The sequence below is a fragment of the Rhizobium leguminosarum bv. viciae USDA 2370 genome (assembly GCF_002008365.1).
In the GTDB taxonomy this organism is placed as follows: domain Bacteria; phylum Pseudomonadota; class Alphaproteobacteria; order Rhizobiales; family Rhizobiaceae; genus Rhizobium; species Rhizobium leguminosarum.
Window position 1 is genome coordinate 814,901 of record NZ_MRDL01000036.1, and the last position, 20,334, is coordinate 835,234.

Sequence of the window (20,334 nt, forward strand, 5' to 3'; positions counted from 1 at the left end):
GCCGCGATCCGCTTGAGATGACCAGGCGCACTTTCGAGAAAATTACGACCAGCGAAATCGCAGAACGCGCCGCAAAAACCGTTCGCCTTAAAGCATGGGCGGCTGACCTCCACTGTGGTCATCCCGCGTTAAAGCCGGATGATCCTACATCCAGCAAGGTGAGCTCAAGCTTGGGCCGGAAGTTTGGGAAGGGTCTCATGATTCAGTGGGAGTGTCGCTTTTGGGTCGAGCGCAGCGTCGACGGCATCTGGGCTATGAGCGACAGGAGAACCTGCTTGCCCGCCCGGCCTTCTGATAAATAGGGAATAACGATGATGACTTGGCGTCGTGAAATTGTTCGATGAACTGGGCTGATAGAGGCGCATTCATCTTGGAGCAGTTTCAACAGAGGGTTCTGTGTCTGCAAAAAAAAGAGCATATCCGTACTCAAACAAAACGGAAATGCTCTTTCGTAGTTTAGTGCGGAGCCATACTTGTCAGCTCCACACCGCTCGCACCTGAATTCTCGGCTATTCGTCTGATGTCACCGGCGCCGCGTTCTCCAGAGAGGTGCGGATCTGATCGATCTTCCCGTTTGCGTCGCCAACCCCCAAGATGGTTTTGGCTTCGTCCAAAACCGCCGGGCTGACTTCTCCGGTTTTCGTCGCTGAAGCCAATGCGTCCTCCAGCGCCTGATCCCCCAACAGAGGGTCATCGGCTGCGGGCTCGATTCCATTGTCGAGTTCATATTGGGCATAAGCCACGGCATAGGCCGCGATAGCGGTCATGCGTGGATCCGACGTATGCATCAGTGCCTTATAGTTCCGCTTCAAGGAGTTCAGACCCGCAAGCTGCGCCGACAGGTTTTTTTCTTTCGTGCCGATTTTAGTCCCGTCTGCCTTCGCGGACTTCGACTTGCTTGTCGCCTCGGTGGATTTGCCTTTCACGCCTTGAGATTTGGAGTTGCCGTGGTTTGAACTGCCACCCTGGCTGTTGCTGCCATGGTTGCCACTGTTTCCACTGCCGCCGCCGTGACCGCCACCATTGCCTCCACCATTGCCTCCACCGTTGCCGCCACCGTTTCCACCGTTCTTCGCCAGTGCGGTCATATCGATTCCGACAATTGTTGCCGGGCTCGCCGCAAGAGCCAGCGAGAGCGCGGTCAGGGACGCTAAGGTTGCGATCCGCATTGTTTTCCTCCAAATCAGATCAAGCGCCGCGCAGATACACGGCTTAAGCAGATAGGAGAGGTTAGACGGTGATCGCGCATTGCACATCGGACCGAGGTCCGATGCCGCTCCGGCAATGGTCTTAGACGACCTGAAATGCTTAACGATTCCCTCTTCGCGCGAAGCGGCCATCGGTTGAGCTCATTGCTGCTCAGTATTTTCCGGCTGTCTCGTCTGCGGACGCATCGCGGGACGGGTGCAACATAGCGGCGGCGAGCTCCTGTCGGGCGTAAGCGGCCTCGTGATACCGGCCGACGAGTGCGCTGAAGTCGGCGGCCTTCATCCCTTTAATCCCCAGGGCACCCAGCGTGATGATGCGCTGCCGGCGGTCGATTTTACTATAGATCGCACGCCAATGTTTTTTTGGCACTGGCGCATCCTGATTGAGCCAGAGGCGCAGGGCAAAACGGCTCGATGCGTAGACCGCGTAGCCCGCAACATCCGTCCAGGCAACCGGCTTGTCCAGTCTGGAGGCGAGCAATGCATCCGGGGTCAGCACCATGAGCGGTCGTGCCGCGCTCCGATACAGAAAGGCCGCGTAGAGAAGGGAGGTGACAGCGCCGAAGGCGGTGATCGCGGCGACCAGTGACTGTGCGAATTCATCGTAGCCGAGGCCCAATTGGCCGCTGAGAAAGACGACCGTCAGGCCAAATCCGGCGAAAATCATGGCGACGATCACCATCGTCCAGATCATCGGCTTGACGTTGTCGTAGACGACGGTCTCCTGTGAGGCCCCGGCAACCACCTTTTCAAGCACTTCGCGACGGCGGTCACGCATCATGCGCGCGTCGTCGAGGAAATCCTTGCTCAACTGACGGCATAGTCCGGCCCAATCCGAAAACAGATCGTCCGCAAAAGAGCGAGCTCCCGGCTCCGGCTGACGCATCGCTCGTCTCAGGAGGTCATCGCCAATTTCCACACCGAGGGCCGATATCCGCTGGATCGTCGGCGGATGGCTGTCGGTCGGATGCGGTTGCCGATCTCCCAAAAGGGGCATCGGATCGCTCCATCCATTGGTGGTGACCAGTTCCGTTGTCTGCGCGACGAGGTCAGGCCAGGCATCATCGGAACCGGTATCATCCGGTCCGGCATATGCGCGCTGAAGAACATAGGCGACGGCGGGAGCGATAATCCCCGTGCGGATGAGAGCCGAGGCGGCGTCTGCCGGCGTCGCCAGCAGACTGCCGCTACGGTCAGCATCGAATTCTCGCAGCCGGCTCCAGTGTGCGACGGCATGATCGAACCGCTGCATGGCGTGAAAGCCGAGCTTCACCGCCGGATACAGGACGAAGCGACCACCGTCGGCGCGTCCAAGAGCTGCAAGAGCACGCCAGAGGCCTGCATAAATCGGCGTGAATTGCTGGCTATAGGTGGTGTCTTCGCCAGAAAAATGGGCGAGCTCATGGCCGATGATTGCCGCGATTTCGGCCTGGTCGAGAAGATCAAGATAGGCCGCAGGCAGATAGAGCGACCGTCCGGTCACCAGTCTGTCCTCAGGCCAGAGACGCAGCTGGCTCTCCGTTACGAAAAAGCCCTGGCCGAGGCCAACGATGATCGTGTCGGGCAACAAAGCGTGTTGCCGCCCGGCCAGGCTGCGGACGAAACGCCAAAGTTCCGGAGCCTCCGTTTCTTCGATGACGCGTCCCGCCGCGACAAGCGGTTCGGGTGTGAACAGGGCAAAGACATCTTTCAAGCCACGCAGCGCCATGAAGGCGCTGTAGGCTGCGATGACGGCGAGGACGACGGCGACCGCGAAAAGCTTGGCACTGCCCGTGGTAAAATCTGCCCATAGGCCCATGCTGACTGCTTCGAACAGGGTCGCCGAAATGACGCCGATAGAAAACCCGATCACAACGGTCGCAAGAATGAACGGAAGGAGCGACCGCAGACGTTGAAAGCTCGCGATCAGTTGGCGTTGGGAAGCGCGCGCGCGGATCCCGGAAATACCGGCCGCCATCAGTCCCAGCGCACCGCCGAAAAACGCAAGTACGGCTCCGCCGATCGTTCCCCAAACCAGTGGCCGGCGGATCTGCGAGATTTCCAGCTCCTCGTCGGCCTGAGAAAGGGCTGCCTCGATTTGCGAAACGGCGACCAGGGCGGCAAGGGAGGTGGGCTCGCCCGCTCCCTGGAAGGTCAGAATGGCTGTTGGATCGGATGCCGCGATGTTTTTCACCTGAGCCAGGGTCGTCGAGAGTTCGGCCGAAGAACGGCGCGCATGTTCAAGCGTTTCGGCTGCACGCTGTGTCTGCCAAATCCCCAAAGAGACCAGTGCGATCGGCAGGAGCAGCACCCATGCCGCCAAGCCGAGGCTTGCAGTTTTGCGGGCTCCTTGTCGGCGGCTGGTTTGGTCCATGCTTGTTCCCCCCAATTTTTCCTCCCCCATTTGCGAGGTCAAAAAAACTTGGCCGGCGCCCGTTATCGAAAGGATGTCGACTTCATACAAGATGCCTCGCTGAGTTTCACGAGAGTGTCAAACGGCAGTCGCAATATTCCACCGTCAGCACGCAATCATCGCGGCGTCAGATGGATGCCTGCGAGCGTACAGCGGACCGATCCACCGGCGCGCTCGATGGTCGGGATATCAAGCGCGACCAGTTCGGCGCTCTCTTCGATCGTGTTGCGTTGATCCCGGCTCAGGGATGCAAACGCCGTGGTCGAGAGCGCAAGGATACGCCCCGCATTTCCCTGGAGTTCGAGAGCGTTGCCGGCGAAGGAAGCGATCTGATCGTTGGTGAGTGCGATGACGCCGCGGCCGGAGCGCTCCAGTCTTAGAACGACCTCCCGGCGTCTTGCTGCATCGGTCATCATCTCCAGTCCGATCATGGCGAAGTCGGTGGCGATGCACATCAGGACATTGGTATGATAAACGGCGACGCCGTTTCCATCCCGCGCGTCGAATACCATCGGCTCGAAGTTGAAGTGGGTCGAGAAGCGTTCCAGCGCGATCGGATCGGTGCGGTCGGAGCGGACGGCATAGGCCACCCGATCGATGTGATCGAGAACCATGGCGCCGGTGCCCTCGAGAAACAGTCCGTCCGGCTCGAGGCCGGAATAGTCGATCACCTCCTGCACCCGATACTGGCTCTTCAGCATTTCGATGACGTCGCTGCGCCGCTCGCGCTGGCGATTGACGGCCTTCATCGGATAGATCGCCACATGACCGCCGGCATGGGTGGAAAACCAGTTGTTGGGAAAGACCGAATCCGGTGTCTCGGTACCGGTGTCGTCGAAAAGATGCACGTTCACGCCATGGCTTCTGAGCACATCGGCCGCCCGGGTGATTTCGTCATAGGCCGCCAGTGAAAGGTCTTCCGTCGTATCCGGGCTGGACTGGAACAGGTTGTCGATGGCGGTCTCGGTATTCACGGTGAAGTGGTGCGGCCGGACCATGACGACTGCAGAGGGCGCCTGGACGGAATATGTGACGTGTCTTGGCATCGTCGCGCTCCTATGCCTGCTTTGCTCGCTGCAACATGCCGAACAGGTCGCGCGGATCGTCCGGATCGGCGATGATATCGAGGTCCTGGTAAAGCCTGGTCCCCCTGAGCCTGTCACGGACATAACGAAGAGCGGAAAAATCCTCGATCGCGAAACCGACGCTGTCGAATAGGGTGATTTGACGGGCATCGCGAAGACCGGTCGCCTGTCCCGTCACAACCTGCCAGAATTCGGTGACGGGATAGTCGGCATCCATCTGCTGGATCTCGCCCTCGATGCGGGTCTGTGGCGGATATTCGACAAAGGTGTCGGCGCGCAACAGGATGTCGCGGTGCAGCTCGGTCTTGCCCGGGCAGTCGCCGCCGATGGCATTGATGTGGACGCCGGAGCCAACCATGTTGTCGGTCAGGATCGTCGCGTACTGCTTGTCGGCGGTGCAGGTCGTAATGATATCGGCATTTTCGATAGCCGATTGGGACGAGTTGCAGGCGGTCACCGTCAGCACCGTGCCTGCAAGGTTGCGGACCATCTTTTCCGTCGCCAGCGGATCGATGTCGTAGAGCCTGATGTGATCGATGCCGCAAACGGCTTTCATGGCAAGCGCCTGGAATTCCGCCTGGGCGCCATTGCCGATCATGGCCATCGTGCGGGCACCCTTGGGTGCGAGGTGCCGTGCGGCCATGGCTGAAGTTGCGGCGGTTCTCAGTGCTGTCAGCAGAGTCATTTCGGTGAGCAGCACCGGATAGCCGGTCGAGACTTCTGCCAGAAGGCCGAAAGCCGTCACGGTCTGCAGGCCTTGCGCCATGTTCTTCGGGTGGCCGTTTACATATTTGAAACTGTAGATTTCGCCGTCCGAGGTTGGCATCAGTTCGATCACACCTTCGCCGGAGTGAGAGGCAACGCGCGGGGTTTTGTCGAACGATCCCCAGCGGCGGAAATCCGCCTCGATGACGTCGGTAAGTTCGGTCAAAACGGTTTCGATGCCGATGTGGTGGACAAGACGCATCATGTTCTCGACGCTGACGAAGGGTACGAGAGCTTTTTCCGATGGAAGGGGCGACGACATGCTGAGTTCCTCCTGCATATGCTCGAGGAGAAAGACTAACTGTCCTGCATGTTGGCCGAAAGTTCAAATCTGTGCTAATTCTGGCAGTAAATTGTGCAATTCGTTCAGTTCATTTGCGCGAATTTAGCAAGGAGGCAATATGACCATCGCGAAATACGCACCCGACGATCTGGATCGCCGGATTATCGCTCACCTCCGCGCCGATGGGCGCGCTTCCTTGAGCAAGCTTTCCGATGCACTCGGTGTCGCGCGCGGCACAGTTCAGAACCGGCTGGACCGCCTGATGGAGACGGGTACGCTGCTCGGCTTCACCGTTCGGGTGCGGGAGGACTACGACGTCAACGCCGTGCGTGCCGTGATGATGGTCGAGGTTGTCGGCAAATCGACGACCCAGGTCATACGAAAGCTCCGTGGCCTGACGGAGATTTCAGCGCTGCACACGACCAACGGCAACTGGGACCTTGTCGCCGATATCCGGGCCGCAAGCCTTGCCGACTTCGACCGGGTTCTACGCGAGGTGCGCATGATCGACGGTGTCGCAAACAGCGAGACCAGTCTCCTCCTCAGCAGCGTCTGAGGGCTGCCAAGCGTGGGTCGACGCGGAGCGCCATCACCACGGGCTGGTGCTGCGGGGGCTGGCGAAGAGCCAAGGATACTGCTCGAATTCGGCAGCTGTTGGCGTTGGCTTCGATTTATGACGGCGCGTCGAGGTGTGAATTGGCTCTCCTCCGAAAGAGAATCACGCCAAGCGCAAATCGAGAAGCGGGTGTAACTTCTTGAGATTCGGGAGGGACTTCGCCTGCCAAGGATATTGGTTGGTGCCTTTGACAACGAGCAGGAGGTCGCCCATCTTTCTGGCTTCAATAGTCAGCTTAGCCAAGAGATTTATGCCAGAGGAATTGAGGAATTCGAGACCCGTCAGGTTGAACGTCACCTGTTTGTGCCCCTCGTGGAGCAGGCCGAATACCAATGAGTAAATCGGCGCATAGGCGTCCGGTCCGGCCAGCCTGAATACGCCATCGAAATACACTTCGTTTTTCTCAGCCCATACGCGGAAGTTTTCGTCGCTGATTTCCATTCTTCGCTCACAGATTGGAGGAGGGTGGCATCGCCACAGCCGCAGTCGTCGTCAGTATGATATGCCGGTCATTATTCCCTTCGAATGCCCATGCCATTTTTGCGTCATAGTCGCTCAAAAGCGTGAGCAACCCCAAGCCCGAACCGCTTGCTGCCGATATGGCATTGGTTTCGATTTGCTCAAGAAGAAGTTCCCCAGGGTCCTTCGATTGAAGGCGATGCAGCAGTAGTTGAAACCGAGATGATGTCACGCCATCGATCGTGTTCTTGACCCTTATTAAAAAGGTTCCGTCGAATATGCCGGCTTCAATGAGGATCTCCCCAGGCTGTCGAAACTTAACGGCATTTTCGATCAACTCATTGCTCAGATATCCGATGTCATGATGCGCCTGCACGTAGTCTTTCCTTGACCGTGAATAGGGCAGAGCCATGACTTCCGCTATGAAGTCCGAGGTCATTCCTGAGTGCTTCCATCCAAGCTGAAGCGGTCCATCGCTTAACGTAAGGCGAGTGCATGAATCCAGGCTTATGCCCACCAGAGATTCGATACCATATACCGTTGGCGTCATATCTCACCTATGTCGCACTGCGAGAAGCGTGATGTCGTCGTAAATCTTCTGCGATCCGATAAAGAGCATTAATGTCGCTACAATTCCGGAAACGACTTTCTCAGCGCTCTGATCCTTCAGGCGAAGTGCTTCGCGGCACAGACGTTCGATGCCAAACAGTTCTCCCGCGTCGTTTTCGGCTTCTGTCACGCCGTCCGTATGCAGGAGTATGACGTCCCCCTTCTCGAACGCTATTTCACGGGTTTTAATGAAGGCAGAAATATCGGCTTCCAGCCCGATCGGTATGCCCAGATCCATGGTGTCTATGCGCTCGACCTTGCCGTTCGCCCGCACGATGACAACTTCCTCGTGTTGTCCCGACAGGATCATCTCTTTTCCGTCGTAGTCAAGAAACGCCAGAGTGAGATGCTTATCGATTTTAGTCCTCACTATGTTTTTAAACAGGGCGCTGTTCAGGTCTGTGAGAAATTTGACTGCATCGGTGTTTCCGGCTTCCTGCAGGGCGCGGGCGACGGACTGAACCATCAACATCAATACGCCGCTTTCGAGCCCGTGTCCGGTGACGTCGCCGATGCCGATCTTCAATCGGTTTCCGCTCTTCAAGACGTCATAATAATCGCCGCCGACTTCTTCCGCCGGTCTCATATAGGCTGCGATCTCGAGGGCCTGAAACTCCTCAAGCTCCTGATGCAGCGGAAGAACCATGAGCTGGATTCTCTCGGCGACGGCGAGCTCTGTTCCGAGACGTCGATTTTCTCGCTGGAGCTGTGCGTTCAGTGTCGAAATCTCTTCCTTTGCATCTTCGATTTGAGCGGTTCGCTCTTCGACGAGTTGCTCGAGATTCTCGGTGTGATAGCTGATCTGCTCAGCCATCCGGTTGAATGCTTCCCCAGCCTCGCCGACCTCATCTTTACTTGCTATGGCCACCCTGACCGAATAGTCCTTCGCTTGTATCCGTCTGGCGGCATCTGCAAGTGCACTGATTCCGCCCGTTATTCGTTTCGAAGCAGCAAATACCGCGATCGTTACAATAAGCAGCGACATTAAGATCGCTAGAATTTGGTAGAGCACGATCCGGTTCGTAGCGTCTGAAATCTTGGCCTGGGCCGCATAGAGGGAGGCTTCGATTTCTCGTTCAGGCACAACCACTCCAAGAGACATTGCCTCTTGCCGAACCGGGCCGCTGAGCCAGAGATTGGTCGCGGGGAGCTTCTTCACGATAAAGATGTAGGGGACCTGGTTGCCGTCCTGCTGCAACAGCAAATGTTGGATGCCCTGTTCGCGGTCAAGGGCCAGTTTCGCTATGGCAGGCTGGGAGCTTCCCTTCAGGGAGCGCTCCAATCCGGTCACGCCGGTTCCACTTGCATCGCTCGCAGAACGCAGACCGAGCGTTTTTTCGCCTGTGCTGTTGATCGCCACAACGTTTCCGTCGGACATTGCGAGGAATCCAAAGCCGGACTGGGCCACTTTCACATTTTCAACAGTCTGTGCGAGCTGGTCGAGTGTTATGTCCGCGCCAGCCGTCCCGGCGACATCCTTCCTGTCGGCTGTCCATAATGGATGAAAGAAACTGACGATCAGTTTCCCGGTAATGGCATCGGTATATGGAGCTGTCTGCGTTATCTCGTCCGCGACTGGCCGCGTTTTCATATCCTTGGCCCAGCCCTGCCAGGACTCATAAAGTCCAGGAAAAAAGAAGTCCCAGAAATTGGCCTCGTTGTGACCCGGATAAAGGCGGTCGAAGGTTTGAGCCTGGTCGGTATAGGGCGCTGTCCTGAAGATTGGTCGTTCTTTCGATCCGATGTAATACATCTGCAGCTTCGAAGCACCGTGCTGCAGCAGGCTCGGTGCAACAAGGTCCAGAACCGCGCTCGTCTGGATATCGGTCTGGACGTCAGGCTTTGGGTTGTGGTCTTGTCCGAGCAAGTAACTCCAGACGCTGACAACCGAGACGGAGCCCGGAGCGTTCTGAGACCACTTTCCCGTCTGATCGTAAGCAAGGCTGACGCTGCTGGGCGATGTGCGAGCGATCGCCGCGCCGACGTCGGAATTACGCTCGGGATCGTCGATCTGCGCCTGGAGCACACCTGCCAAGGTGCTGACGTCGTTATGAACCTGCCGCAGGAGCAAACTCACCTGGGCTGCGGTGGAATCAGCATATGTACGAATGTATTCCTGGTTTGCCGCTTCAAGGCCCTGTCCGACTTCGAGGGTTGCGTCGCGCGACAGCCTCTGAACGTTCCAAAGTGCCAGCCCGCCGCTGACCAGCAAGTCAAAGAGGACTGCTCCACCGACGACCAAGATGAATTTTGCCCGAAATGAGCCTAGTCTTGTCGGTCTCTTCAATGATCTCTCGTCCATCATAGCGGCTTTCGGCCGGAGGCTGCCCAGATCGGCCAGCCTGCATAACCCTTGGGGTGAAGAGCAGCAAAGACATGATCTTTGAATCCCTGCCGGAACCTGCGAATAAAATCCAACGAGTCGCCCCGTCGAACGGCCATCTCACCCGCATAGACATTTTCCCAAGCTTCGATGATGTCCGCGAAGTCTTGGGGGTCCCCGTCAAGGTTGGTGACCATAAAGGAATCGACCTTGATACTATCGAACCCCGCGTCAGCGAGGAGATGGCGGCTTTTCGGCCCCATCTCGACATCCATGTCGAAATACCTGAACAATTTGGCGACTTCCTCGTAAGTCCATCTTATTGTTTCAGCATGTGGTTCGCCGAGACAATGCGAATTTTTTTCGTTCGTGATGTAGACACGGCCGCCAGGCTTACAGATGCGGTAGAGCTCCCGCAGCAGCATCTCGGGACGGTTGAAAATCTGCAGCGAATGTCGGCAGGTCACAAAGTCAAATTGATTGTCTCGCAGCAGCATTTGGGAGGCGTCACCATAGGTGTACTCGATTCCCTGTAGATCGAAGTCGGCAGCGACCCTGCGCGCATATTCGAGGCTGCGCACGGAATGATCCAGCGCGACAAGGCGTGCCGGTTTAAATTCCCTCTGAACCAAGGCCGCGAAATCCCCAATTCCGCAACAGATATCCGCGATGACAAGACCGCTGCGCAGGCCGTGGCGAGGCAACAGTTCACGTTCGTGCCTCCATGTCATTTTCGTCTGGGTGCGCAGAATGGGGATGAAAGTCTCGTCCTCGACAAAGCTCTGGCCCGGATAAAATGCCGAATCGTAGACTTCAACCGACAAGTTTGGTTGTGATGCCGCCAGCGTCTCGAACAAAGAGGTCGACCATGCCACCACGCTCGACGTGATGATGACGATCTTCCGTTCTGGCCTGGTCCGACAGCTTGCCGCGAGGACATCGGACAGGGTTACGAAGGCAGTCATGTTAATGTGCGTCAGACGTTTGACATTGAGGTAAACGATCCCGCTGTATTTTTCCAAACTTTGCTGCACCAGCTTGAGGGCATCGGCAATCTCAGTGGCGCTTTCCGGTCGCATCTTGCCAGACAGCAACAGCTCCTGATTTGTCGGATCAAAATGAACAGTGAAGGGCTGCGGGAGCAGGCTCATCGGAAGTCCTCGGCCGAGGGGAAATCCGCTATGATTTGTATCCCTTGTCCGCCGTCTTTCTCAATCCGGATCGTGGCGCGGAATATTGCTGCCAAATCGCTGAGCAAAACCGTCCCGTCGGACTTCATCACCAAGTATCCAGAGCCGGCGCCGGGGACCGGCTGGCGCTCACTTGATCTTGCATTGGCGTGCTTTCGGCCAAATGCTTCCTCGCCGGGAAAGACAATTCTCAGCCGATTGATTGTCGCGCTCCGATAGAGACTGAAACTTATCCTTCCTGGCTCGCTCGTTGAACGGAAAGCAAGTTCAATGAGCTCATTCGTCGCGACGGAAAGAAAATTGGAATATCGAGCGGGATCGCTGTGACCTTGGCCGAGAATGTCTGAGAGGTATTCGGTAATCCTGTCGCAAAACTGCCATCGGGATTTGAACATCGCAACGTTCAGTTCCAGCGATACCATCGGCGCAAATGCATGGTCATCGAAGCTAGCTGCTTCCTGTTCCAATACACCCTCCTTTCGTTTGCCTGGGGCGTCAGGTTGATGCACGCGATAGCTAAAGGCGCGGCGAAAATCGGTTGTTCACTGTGGTAGCGTGGGTCTTACGGATGTTTCCGCCCGGGTGATGAACTCGCCAATCGCCTCGACCGGAAGCGGCCTGCTAATCAAATAGCCTTGAAGTCTATCGCAGCCCACACCGCGCAACCATTCCGCCTGACCTGGCGTCTCAACCCCTTCGGCTGTCACCTGCATGTCGAGGTCATGGGCGAGGTTAACGATGCAGCGGACGATTGCCTGGCCTTTCAGATCGCTTTCGAGGTCGGTGATAAAGTATTTGTCGATTTTGATCGTGTCGAAAGGGAATGTCTTCAGATAGCTCAAGGAAGAATATTCTGTCCCGAAATCATCAAGCGAGATTCGTATCCCTAGCACGTTGAGAGTATTCAGGGTGTCGATATTGTTGACGGTCCGCTCAAGGAGCACGCTTTCGGTTATCTCAAGCTCCAGACGGTCGGGTGGCAACCCGATCAGGTCTAGCGTTTGGGATACCCGATCAGTGAGGCCGCTTGTCAAGAATTCAGCCGCGGACACATTGACCGCGACGATGTAGTTCTGCGGCCACTTCATTGCCTCGCGACATGCCTGCTCCAAAACCCATGCACCTATTTCCGGCATGATTCCATCGGCCTCGGCCATAGGAATAAATGCCGTTGGTGGGATTTTCCCAAGTAGAGGGTGGTTCCATCTGAGCAAGGCTTCGAAGCCGACAATGCTGCCGCCCTCGGCGATGGGTTGGTACTCGATAGAGAATTGTTGTTGGACCAGGGCCATGCGAAGGCTGCGGCGCAGCAGTTCGCGTTGTTCCAGCAACTCAAGCATTGAGGGATCAAACGGTCTTGCGCGACCGCGTCCGTCCTTCTTCGCGGCGTAGAGTGCGACGTCGGACGCCTTCATCAGCTGCTCCGGATTTGTACCGTCCGGTGGGGCAGCAGATATGCCGATGCTGGCACCGACAAATAGCGCGATGCCATCTATCGTGAAGGGCTTTTTGAATGCATCAACCAAAGCTTCAGCTAGCTGGTGTCCTTTGGCGGGATGTCCCGGGCCCCTTGATATGACGGTGAATTCGTCACCCGCCAGTCGATAGGCTCTGTCGTCGCTGGTAAGGCACTCTTGAATGCGGCTTGCAGCAAGCTGAAGGAGCTTGTCGCCGGCCGGATGCCCAAGCGTGTCGTTAACGGGTTTGAAATCGTCAAGATCGAGTTGCATCAGGGACAGAGTCTCGTTCGAGCCTGCGGTCTCCCGTAACAACACAGCGAGGTCCTCGCTGAACTGGCGTCGGTTCGGCAGTCCAGTGAGCGGATCGTGGGTGGCCAGATGCAAAAGGGTCGCCCGCTCATCGTCGATAGATTCCTCGGACCGAACCACGGCAAACAGATCTCCGATCCGATAGATCGTCAGTCCGTGCGACGCTGGCGCGCCAAAATCCCCCGATATTTGCAAAGGCTGGGCACTGTCGCCCAATGAACGGAGGGCGAGTGTGATCGCCGATTTGTCCAATTCTGGAAAATGTTCCCAAAACGACGCTGCTGGTTTGACAGAATCAGGCAGCTCAGTGCCCAGCAAATTCTCGACGGGATTGAAATCGCGGTCAAAGAACAAAAGCCGGTCGATCGAGCTCGAAGCTCTCGCCTCTGTTTGTCCGAGCGCCGAGGGGGCCGCACGAATTTTCTGCATGTCCGAGGCCCTCCTTAGTCTCATGTCATAACCAGATATTGTAGCAAATTAGCTCCCACACAACTTGTGCACGCCAAGATTTACATTAGGCATTTCTGATTAACAATCCCCAACCTCGGCCCAACTCGCTCACGGATGGGCTTATGCCACATCTTTATTTTCGCGACCCATTTGCATCCATCGTCTCGGCGGCGACCCTTCGATAAATTGCCGGCAGGGGATCTCACGCGCCCGATCCGCACTCCGTCATGAACCAGTCGATAAAGCGGCGCACCGGCTTTTTCGCCCAGCTGTTCGATATGACGTAATAGCCTTGGTTTTCTGCCGTCGCGATGTCGGAAAGCACCAGCAGATCGCCGCGTTCGATCTCGCGGCGGAACACCTCGACAGGGCAGAGCGCCACGCCATGGCCGGCGACTACGGCCGTCGCCAGCATGTTGAAATCCTGGAATATCGGACCCCGGAGCGGCTCCGGCGCTTTCTGGCCGGCCTTGCGGAACCATTCCTTCCAGCCGTCGGCGGATTCGTCGTGCAGCAGATCGGCGCCGGCGAGCGAGACGTCGTCGATCGTCCAGTTGCGTTTGGCAAGGTAATGGCCGCTGGCGACGGGCTGGTTGCGGCGGGAGAAGAGCAGGCGGCTTTCCCCGCCGCCGCTCAGATCCTCGCCCATGGTGATCAGCACGTCCAGGCTTTCGTCGTCGAAGCGTTCTTCGGCGCGTGCATAGACGATCCTGACGTCGAGATCGGGGTCGCTCTCCTGGAAGGAGGGCAGGGCCGGGACGAGCCAGCGGGAGGCGATCGAGGGAATGCAGCCGACGGTGATGGCCTGCATGTTGTGATCGCGCCGCATGTTGCCGGTCGCATGCGCGATCGCCGCCAGCGATCCTGACACGGCGCGGTAATATTCGCCGCCGGCTGCGGTCAGCGCGACACCGCGGCCCGATTTCCGCAACAGCTTGCGGCCGAGCCAGGTCTCCAGATGCTTGATCTGATGGCTGATCGCCGCATGGGTAACGTGCAGCTCGTCGCCCGCTTTCGAAAGGCTCATCAGGCGGGCCGTGGCTTCGAAAGCGCGCAGGGCGTTCAACGGCGGCAATTGCATTTGTAAAATTTCCTCACAGATGACGCAAGAATCATCATTTGAAAATGCCAGCCATTTCAATAGCTAATTGTCGTGAGCGATAAAAAAGAATCATCGCTGCATCTTCAATAATTTATCAGGAGAATCGGCGATGTTCGTCAGAAATCTGAAGGAGGTGGAGCTCACCGAGCGTTTCGTCGACTGGGGCAACGGCACGAGCCACCGCTTGCTGACCAAAGACGACGGCATGGGCTTTACGGTGTGCCATACCGTCGTTCGCGCCAATAGCGAAGCCCTGCTTCAGTACCGCAATCATCTGGAGGCCTGCTATTGCATCAAGGGCGAGGGCGAAGTGGAGGATATGGACGGCAACGTCTTTCCGATCCGCGCCGGTGATATCTATGTGCTGGACAAGCATGACCGCCATTATCTGCGCGGCGGCAAGGATCAGGATCTCATTCTGGTCAGCATCTTCAACCCGCCGCTGACGGGCACCGAACGGCACGACCTGAACAACAAGAGCGGCTCGCAATACTGAACGAAAGCATGATGCCGAAAAGTGTGAGCGGTTTTCGGACGAAATCATGCTCTCACTACATGATGTAGAACAGGATTCAGATTTTAGGCCGACCCGGCCTAATATCATCCTGTTCTAGCCGATCATTTCGTCGACTCTTAGGTGGAAAGCAGAGCCCGTCAAATGGCGGGCACTGCTTCCGGCGTGAACGGCAAGACGTCCGTGGCGACTTACAGCGCCGCGCGCAGCCTATTGCTGCTGCTGCTGCTGCTGTTGGCCCGGCGGTGGCGTGCCGATTTTTTCCAGAACTTTCTTGGCCAGAGCCGGGTCGCTCTGCGCGGCCGTCAGGATCGACGAGTATTCCTCGACGGAGATGTCGGGAGAAGCCTTGACGGTGTCGACCATCTGCTTCTTGGCCTCCTCCTGCAATTGTTGCTTGGCAGTCTCGTCCTTCGTCGCGCCGATCTTGGCCGAATATTCCTGCCTCACCTTGTCGACCTGCAGATAGGCAACGGCGAAGGCCTCGATTTTCTGATCGCTGACGGCTGCTGTCGCACCGGTGCCGCCCTGCTGTCCCTGCATCGGCGTCTGGCCTTGAGCCGGCGGCTGCGCCTGTGTCGGCTGCTGTTGCGCCTGGGCCATGTCGACAGCGGATGCCGGGCTGAAAGCAAGCAGACTGAAGACCACAGTGCTCAATGTTGCGACAGATGTGTAACGATTGATCATATTCATTCCTCTTCAAGTGCATGATTTGATCGGCAGCAAGACCGCCTCGGTCGATCGCTCAGCCGCTCAAAGGCCGGCGAGGTCGCGACGATGGAACCTTTAAGAGGGCACGGTGCGGCGGTAACGGGGCGATTTGCTGACGATTGAGCGGCGGCTTTGTGACCGCCGGCATGTCGACTGGTGCGGGAAATTCCAGCGCGAGCCGGTCAGCCCGGGGTCTCACGCTGCTCTTTCCAGCGCGGGTCTTGGTCGGCTCAGCCCAGACAAACGGATGTCACGCGCGACCTCCGTTTGTCTGGTTAGGCTTCGGCTAAAGCAATTCTAGCAAACGCTGCGCGGGAGAGCTTGTTTCGCAGCGCAGCCGCTCTATGTCCTCTCCCGTTTCAGCATGAGATCTGCAGGCAGTATTCACCGTAAATCCGGGTGCCGACGGCGTTGTCCGCCGGCCGGCTTGAAGGAGCTGAGCAATGAAAATTCTCATGGTTCTCACATCGCATGATCAGTTGGGAAACACCGGCAAGAAGACGGGATTCTGGCTCGAGGAGCTTGCTGCTCCTTATTTCGTTTTCCGCGACGCCGGGGTCGATATTACACTCGCTTCGCCGAAGGGCGGCCAGCCTCCGCTCGATCCGAAGAGCAATGAGCCGGCGTTCCAGACGGAAGATACGAGACGGTTTGAACGAGACGCGGCCGCAATGGCTGCGCTCGCAAACACCATCAAGCTTCCTGAAATCGACCAGGCAGACTATGACAGCGCGTTCTTCCCGGGCGGGCACGGCCCGCTTTGGGATCTGACGAACGATCGCAATGCGCTGTCGCTTATCGAGGATATGCTTTCGGCGGGAAAACCCGTGGCGCTCGTGTGCCACGCACCCGGTATCCTGACGAATGTGAAAGCGCCGGATGGAAAGCCCATCGCCAAGGGCCGGGCCGTCACGGGGTTCACCGATTCCGAAGAAGAGGCCATGCACCTGGTCGAGGTCGTTCCCTACCTGCTCGAAGACGTCCTGAAAGAGCAGGGCGCAAAGTTTTCGAAGACCGCGGATTGGGGCGTGCATGTCGTCCAGGACGGCCTGCTGATCACCGGCCAAAACCCGGCTTCGTCAAAACAGGGCGCCCGCACGCTGCTTGATGCCTTGGGAAAAAAGGCCGCGGCTTAAGCACTTCAGCCCCTGGGCACGATTGCTGCCCGGGTGGCGAGATCTCCTCATTCGGCTTGTGCCGACGCCGGCCGCAGGCGCGTTTCGACGACCTCTGCGGCACCTGCGCATCGGCCCAAAAATCGGAATCGCTTGTCGGGCCGATGCGAGGATTGAAAGAGTTAGGGCGTCCTTTGTGGGTCATAAAGGACGCACGGCGCTCTGAGGCGGTGGAGTGCCAATCGCACGACGTTCGAACACGGGATGGGAGGCATCTGACATGACCAGGAAATATACCGGGCAATGCGCCTGCGGCGCAGTAAGATTTGCCTTCGACACGGACCCGAACTTTGTCGCCAATTGCCATTGCCTAGACTGCAAGAGGGCAACGGGCGGCGAAGCCGCCACGTTCTTCGCGGTGCCGCAGGAAGATTTCACCGTGATCAGCGGCCGCCCGAAGGCGTTTCATTACATCGCCGATTCAGGCAAAGGGCTCGACCGCAACTTTTGCCCCGATTGCGGCGCCAGGTTATTCAGCAGCAACCTGGAGAGCTTCCCCGGCCTCGTCTTCGTGACGCTCGGCAGCCTCGACCGGCCCGAGTTGATCAAGCCGGGGGTCGAAATGTTCACCCGGCGCCGGCTGGCCTGGGCAAGGCCGCTCGATCTTCCGCAGTTCGATGGCATGCCTGGTTGAGCCGCGACGCCGGATCGAATTCTTCTTGAAGAAAAATTCGATCCGGTGTCGGATCGGCCAAGCCACGTCCGTCCTAGGTTCGTCCATTCCGTAAATCCAAAAAGGATCACGACTATGCCGAGTACCATACGCCTGCACCGCGTTCTGGCGACCACCCCGGAGAAAGTCTATCGCGCATTCCTGGAGGCGGACGCGCTTGCCAAGTGGCTTCCGCCGAACGGCTTCCTCTGCACTGTGCACCATTCGGAGCCGGTTGTCGGCGGCACGTTCAGAATGTCCTTCCGCAACTTCACGACGGGCAACAGCCACGCCTTCGGCGGCGAATATCTCGAGCTCGTCCCGGGCGAACGTCTGCGCTACACCGACAGGTTCGACGATCCCAACCTGCCGGGCGAAATGGAAGTCACCGTGACGCTGAAGAAGGTTTCGGTGGGCACCGAGGTGGATATCGTACAGGCAGGCGTGCCCGACGTCATTCCGCCCGAGGCTTGTTATCTCGGCTGGCAGGAGTCGCTGCGAAACCTTGCCAGGGTCGTCGAACCCGACATCCAGGAATAGCGCAAGATCGCGCCTGCCGGGCGGCAACCGCCCGGCGCCTGCGACATCAATTACTGCCGATGCCGCGTTTGGCCAGGGCGTTGCGGGCGGCCGCAGCGCCCCAGTCGTCGGAAAGGTCCTGCCCCTCGATTTCGGCTTCCTTGATCGGCGTTGCCAGGATCAGCGGCTCGGAGCCGAAAGGCAGGCCGTCGATCCGGCCTGCGTCACGGCTGAGCACGATCCGGGTCATCGGGCGGTAATCCTCAGTCAGCCGGCAGAACAGGATGGCGCCGTGCTTCTCGACATCGCGGGCGACACGATAACCGTCTGCCACGAGGTCGCCGATGTTGATCAACAGGTTCGCCCAGTTTTCGATCCCGGCCGCATCCAGTGTCGCGGCGTCGAATTCCATGAAAAGCTCGCATTCGACGCCGTTTTCCGGCTCGGATATGCCAGCCCAGGGGGTCGACAGCCCGTCGGTGGCAAGCGTCAGCCTTCCCGGCGCATGGATGGCGAGGATCCGGCGGTGCGGGCCGAACCATTTCGTCTGGGCGTGAATGTTGGCCGTTCCGCGCTCTGCGGCAAAATCCTCCTGGACTGTACCGCGGCTCTGCCAGAAGACGCGCCGCGTAGCGGCAGCGGTTTCGTAGATCGGGTCGTCGGGGCCGCGCGGCACGATCGTCCGGTCATAACTCGTTTCGAGCGTGATCTCTCCCCGCATGAAGGGGAACTTCGGCTTCCTCCAGCGGATTATCACCTTGTTGAAGCGGGGCATCCCTGATGCACCGAGCTTTTCAACGACATCAGAGATGATATCGAGCGGATGCCTGGAGGCCTCAGGGACATAGTTTCCCTCGGCATCGCGGTAGCCGCCCGTCCGGGAGGAATGCCCTGCCTGCATCGTGGTGGATGTCCATTCGCCGCTGACCGCGCCCGCCGGCGCCTTGTCGAGAGCCGGTGCAAGTTCCCGGATCGCATCGTCAATCGAATAGAATGCCACGTCGCCCTCCGCCTTCGCCCAAAGATCGTATCCCCCGCGGTCGCTCGGCCGCGAGCAGAAGCTAGCGCGGAGGCGTCGCCGATCAATAGCGAGGTGGATGGCTCAAGCAGGGGAGGCGCCCAGATCCCTGGGCGCAGGAGAATTCCTCACCTAGGTGAGGTGAGGCCTGCGGCGCTATTTGCTTCCGTTGTTCGGGCGCGCCTTGGCGCTATCGTTGTTGGTCGACGAGGCGGTTTTTCCGTCTGGTTGCTGCCCGAAATATGTCCCGCCGAGATGGCCGCCGGCGCTGGTGTTCCTCACCTGCCGTTCGGCGCGTTTCTGGAGTTCACGAACGTTGGTCTTGCTCATTTTCGGCTCCATGTTTGAGGTGGACATCTGGTCAACCGATGGCGGACGACACGGTTCCATATTTTTGCGGAGGGCGGTGTCCTTTACGTCGGCGGCGGGCTTGGGGGAAACGTTTGCTCACCCGTCGTCGGTGTCCCGCTTCGCTGCCGCTGACCCGATGGAAATATTCGCACGTCGGACATTTGGAGCTCCTTCTTTTGGCTTCGTTGTAGAAAGCCGATCCGGGACAACATCCCGATGAACGGCGTGGAGCAGCCGGTGCCGACCTAAGCGAGGAAAAGCGGAAAGGCTCTGATGTTTGGGCCTGCGCTTCGCAAGCGCCTTGCGCGCCGCCATCCCACCCCACTGCTGGTCGGGATCGAGGTCTGCGACTTCGGCGTCTCTCGCAGCGAATTCCTGGATAAATTTACCATCGCAAGAAAATCGTCTTTCATTCCACAGTATATGTGTTAACACTTTATTAGGGATGGGGAGTATTCCGGTTCTGATTTAAGAAATATGGGCATTGTTGCCGATAATATCGGCACGATCGCATGTTCAACGCGTGTCATGCTGGCTTGCTAATCTTGAATCAATGCCGGGTTACTTGTTTTGTATTATGGGGGGTTATTTTTATGAGTACGCAAAGCACCGGCGGCGGCAGCACGACTTCTTTCTCCAATACGCCGCAGGCGAAGGATGACTCTTACATCTGGACAGAAGACCAACTGCTCAGTCTCCAGCTCTACAATGCGGCCACCAAAACCATAACCCTCGACGTCATGTCGAATGATCTTGGCGGGAATGCCAAATCCCTCTTTTCGGTCGACGACGGTGATGGCAATCCAATTACCGCCGACTACGAGCTTCTTGCGAAAGACGTCGGAGCGAATGGGGCATCTGCCTGGGAGAAGTCCCTGCTCGGCAATTGGGTCAGGATCAATAATGGAAAGATCGAATACCGTCTTAGTGACGGAAGCGGCATCGCGGGCTCGGGCGCGGATATCAACACGCTGTCTGCCGGTGAAATCCTCAAAGATAGTTTCGTCTACGCGATACGGCTCGGCAATGGCACGCTGAGCGAGGCAAATGTCTCGATCTCGCTCACCGGCGCCAACGATGCGGCTTCGATCGTCGTCGATGCGACGGTCACCGACGATCGGGCGACGGTCGAGGCGGGTGCGG

The 20,334-nt window shown here is 57.9% G+C and carries 20 protein-coding genes; 6 read left to right on the forward strand and 14 right to left on the reverse strand.

Features of this window, described 5'->3' with window-relative positions; genetic code table 11:
* Positions 1–509: 509 nt before the first annotated feature.
* The 4 genes from BS629_RS18880 to BS629_RS18895 all read right to left on the reverse strand — a co-directional run bounded on the left by BS629_RS18880 (position 510) and on the right by BS629_RS18895 (position 5,712).
* Complete coding sequence (locus BS629_RS18880; protein WP_018242682.1) at positions 510–1,169, reverse strand: hypothetical protein; 660 nt, start codon at positions 1,167–1,169, stop codon at positions 510–512.
* A 190-nt stretch (positions 1,170–1,359) separates the two neighbouring features.
* Positions 1,360–3,561, reverse strand: a complete 2,202-nt coding sequence (locus BS629_RS18885; protein WP_077988341.1) for a M48 family metallopeptidase — start codon at positions 3,559–3,561, stop codon at positions 1,360–1,362.
* Between the two features lie 155 nt (positions 3,562–3,716).
* Positions 3,717–4,646: a citrulline utilization hydrolase CtlX gene (gene ctlX / locus BS629_RS18890; RefSeq protein ID WP_018242680.1), complete on the reverse strand. Its 930-nt coding sequence runs from the start codon at positions 4,644–4,646 to the stop codon at positions 3,717–3,719.
* Positions 4,647–4,656: 10 nt separating this feature from the next.
* A complete protein-coding gene (locus BS629_RS18895; RefSeq protein ID WP_018242679.1) occupies positions 4,657–5,712 on the reverse strand; it encodes an ornithine cyclodeaminase in 1,056 nt (351 codons plus the stop codon).
* Positions 5,713–5,851: 139 nt separating this feature from the next.
* Between BS629_RS18895 and BS629_RS18900 the strand changes: the two genes are divergently transcribed.
* Positions 5,852–6,289: an Lrp/AsnC family transcriptional regulator gene (locus tag BS629_RS18900; protein ID WP_018242678.1), complete on the forward strand. Its 438-nt coding sequence runs from the start codon at positions 5,852–5,854 to the stop codon at positions 6,287–6,289.
* Between the two features lie 162 nt (positions 6,290–6,451).
* Here BS629_RS18900 and BS629_RS18905 read toward each other — a convergent pair whose 3' ends face one another.
* From BS629_RS18905 to BS629_RS18935, 7 genes are all read right to left on the reverse strand, one after another.
* Entirely contained in the window at positions 6,452–6,790 is a 339-nt protein-coding gene (locus BS629_RS18905) for a slr1659 superfamily regulator (protein ID WP_003560625.1), read from the reverse strand.
* A 7-nt stretch (positions 6,791–6,797) separates the two neighbouring features.
* Complete coding sequence (locus BS629_RS18910; protein WP_018242677.1) at positions 6,798–7,358, reverse strand: slr1658 superfamily regulator; 561 nt, start codon at positions 7,356–7,358, stop codon at positions 6,798–6,800.
* A 3-nt stretch (positions 7,359–7,361) separates the two neighbouring features.
* Positions 7,362–9,722 (reverse strand): SpoIIE family protein phosphatase, encoded by a 2,361-nt coding sequence (locus BS629_RS18915; protein WP_018242676.1) that lies wholly within the window; start codon positions 9,720–9,722, stop codon positions 7,362–7,364.
* Entirely contained in the window at positions 9,719–10,891 is a 1,173-nt protein-coding gene (locus BS629_RS18920; RefSeq protein WP_018242675.1) for a class I SAM-dependent methyltransferase, read from the reverse strand. The genes BS629_RS18915 and BS629_RS18920 overlap by 4 nt, the downstream gene beginning before the upstream one ends.
* Positions 10,888–11,397, reverse strand: a complete 510-nt coding sequence (locus BS629_RS18925; RefSeq protein ID WP_018242674.1) for a hypothetical protein — start codon at positions 11,395–11,397, stop codon at positions 10,888–10,890. Before BS629_RS18925 ends, BS629_RS18920 begins: the two co-directional genes overlap by 4 nt.
* 75 nt (positions 11,398–11,472) lie before the next feature.
* On the reverse strand, positions 11,473–13,128 hold the full coding sequence (locus tag BS629_RS18930; protein WP_018242673.1) for a putative bifunctional diguanylate cyclase/phosphodiesterase: 1,656 nt from the start codon (positions 13,126–13,128) through the stop codon (positions 11,473–11,475).
* Between the two features lie 223 nt (positions 13,129–13,351).
* A complete protein-coding gene (locus BS629_RS18935) occupies positions 13,352–14,230 on the reverse strand; it encodes a LysR substrate-binding domain-containing protein (RefSeq protein WP_018242672.1) in 879 nt (292 codons plus the stop codon).
* Between the two features lie 130 nt (positions 14,231–14,360).
* Between BS629_RS18935 and BS629_RS18940 the strand changes: the two genes are divergently transcribed.
* On the forward strand, positions 14,361–14,747 hold the full coding sequence (locus BS629_RS18940; RefSeq protein WP_018242671.1) for an ectoine synthase: 387 nt from the start codon (positions 14,361–14,363) through the stop codon (positions 14,745–14,747).
* Positions 14,748–14,975: 228 nt separating this feature from the next.
* On the opposite strand, the gene BS629_RS18945 is transcribed toward BS629_RS18940, so the two are convergent.
* On the reverse strand, positions 14,976–15,458 hold the full coding sequence (locus tag BS629_RS18945; RefSeq protein WP_018242670.1) for a DUF4168 domain-containing protein: 483 nt from the start codon (positions 15,456–15,458) through the stop codon (positions 14,976–14,978).
* Between the two features lie 461 nt (positions 15,459–15,919).
* On the opposite strand from BS629_RS18945, the gene BS629_RS18950 reads away from it, so the two are divergent.
* The 3 genes from BS629_RS18950 (at position 15,920) to BS629_RS18960 (ending at position 17,843) form a co-directional block, all read left to right on the forward strand.
* Positions 15,920–16,612, forward strand: a complete 693-nt coding sequence (locus tag BS629_RS18950) for a type 1 glutamine amidotransferase domain-containing protein (protein WP_018242669.1) — start codon at positions 15,920–15,922, stop codon at positions 16,610–16,612.
* A 259-nt stretch (positions 16,613–16,871) separates the two neighbouring features.
* Positions 16,872–17,285 carry a GFA family protein gene (locus BS629_RS18955; protein ID WP_018242668.1) on the forward strand — a complete coding sequence of 138 codons (414 nt, stop codon included), beginning with the start codon at positions 16,872–16,874 and terminating at the stop codon, positions 17,283–17,285.
* A gap of 114 nt (positions 17,286–17,399) precedes the next feature.
* Positions 17,400–17,843: an SRPBCC family protein gene (locus tag BS629_RS18960; RefSeq protein WP_018242667.1), complete on the forward strand. Its 444-nt coding sequence runs from the start codon at positions 17,400–17,402 to the stop codon at positions 17,841–17,843.
* Positions 17,844–17,889: 46 nt separating this feature from the next.
* Here the strand turns inward: BS629_RS18960 and BS629_RS18965 are convergent, their stop codons facing one another.
* Both BS629_RS18965 and BS629_RS39250 read right to left on the reverse strand, forming a co-directional pair.
* Entirely contained in the window at positions 17,890–18,822 is a 933-nt protein-coding gene (locus BS629_RS18965; protein ID WP_018242666.1) for a hypothetical protein, read from the reverse strand.
* A 174-nt stretch (positions 18,823–18,996) separates the two neighbouring features.
* A complete protein-coding gene (locus BS629_RS39250) occupies positions 18,997–19,170 on the reverse strand; it encodes a hypothetical protein (RefSeq protein ID WP_018446286.1) in 174 nt (57 codons plus the stop codon).
* Positions 19,171–19,784: 614 nt separating this feature from the next.
* On the opposite strand from BS629_RS39250, the gene BS629_RS18970 reads away from it, so the two are divergent.
* Positions 19,785–20,334, forward strand: a 550-nt coding sequence (locus tag BS629_RS18970) for a VCBS domain-containing protein (RefSeq protein WP_198943672.1), incomplete at its 3' end; no start/stop codon positions are given.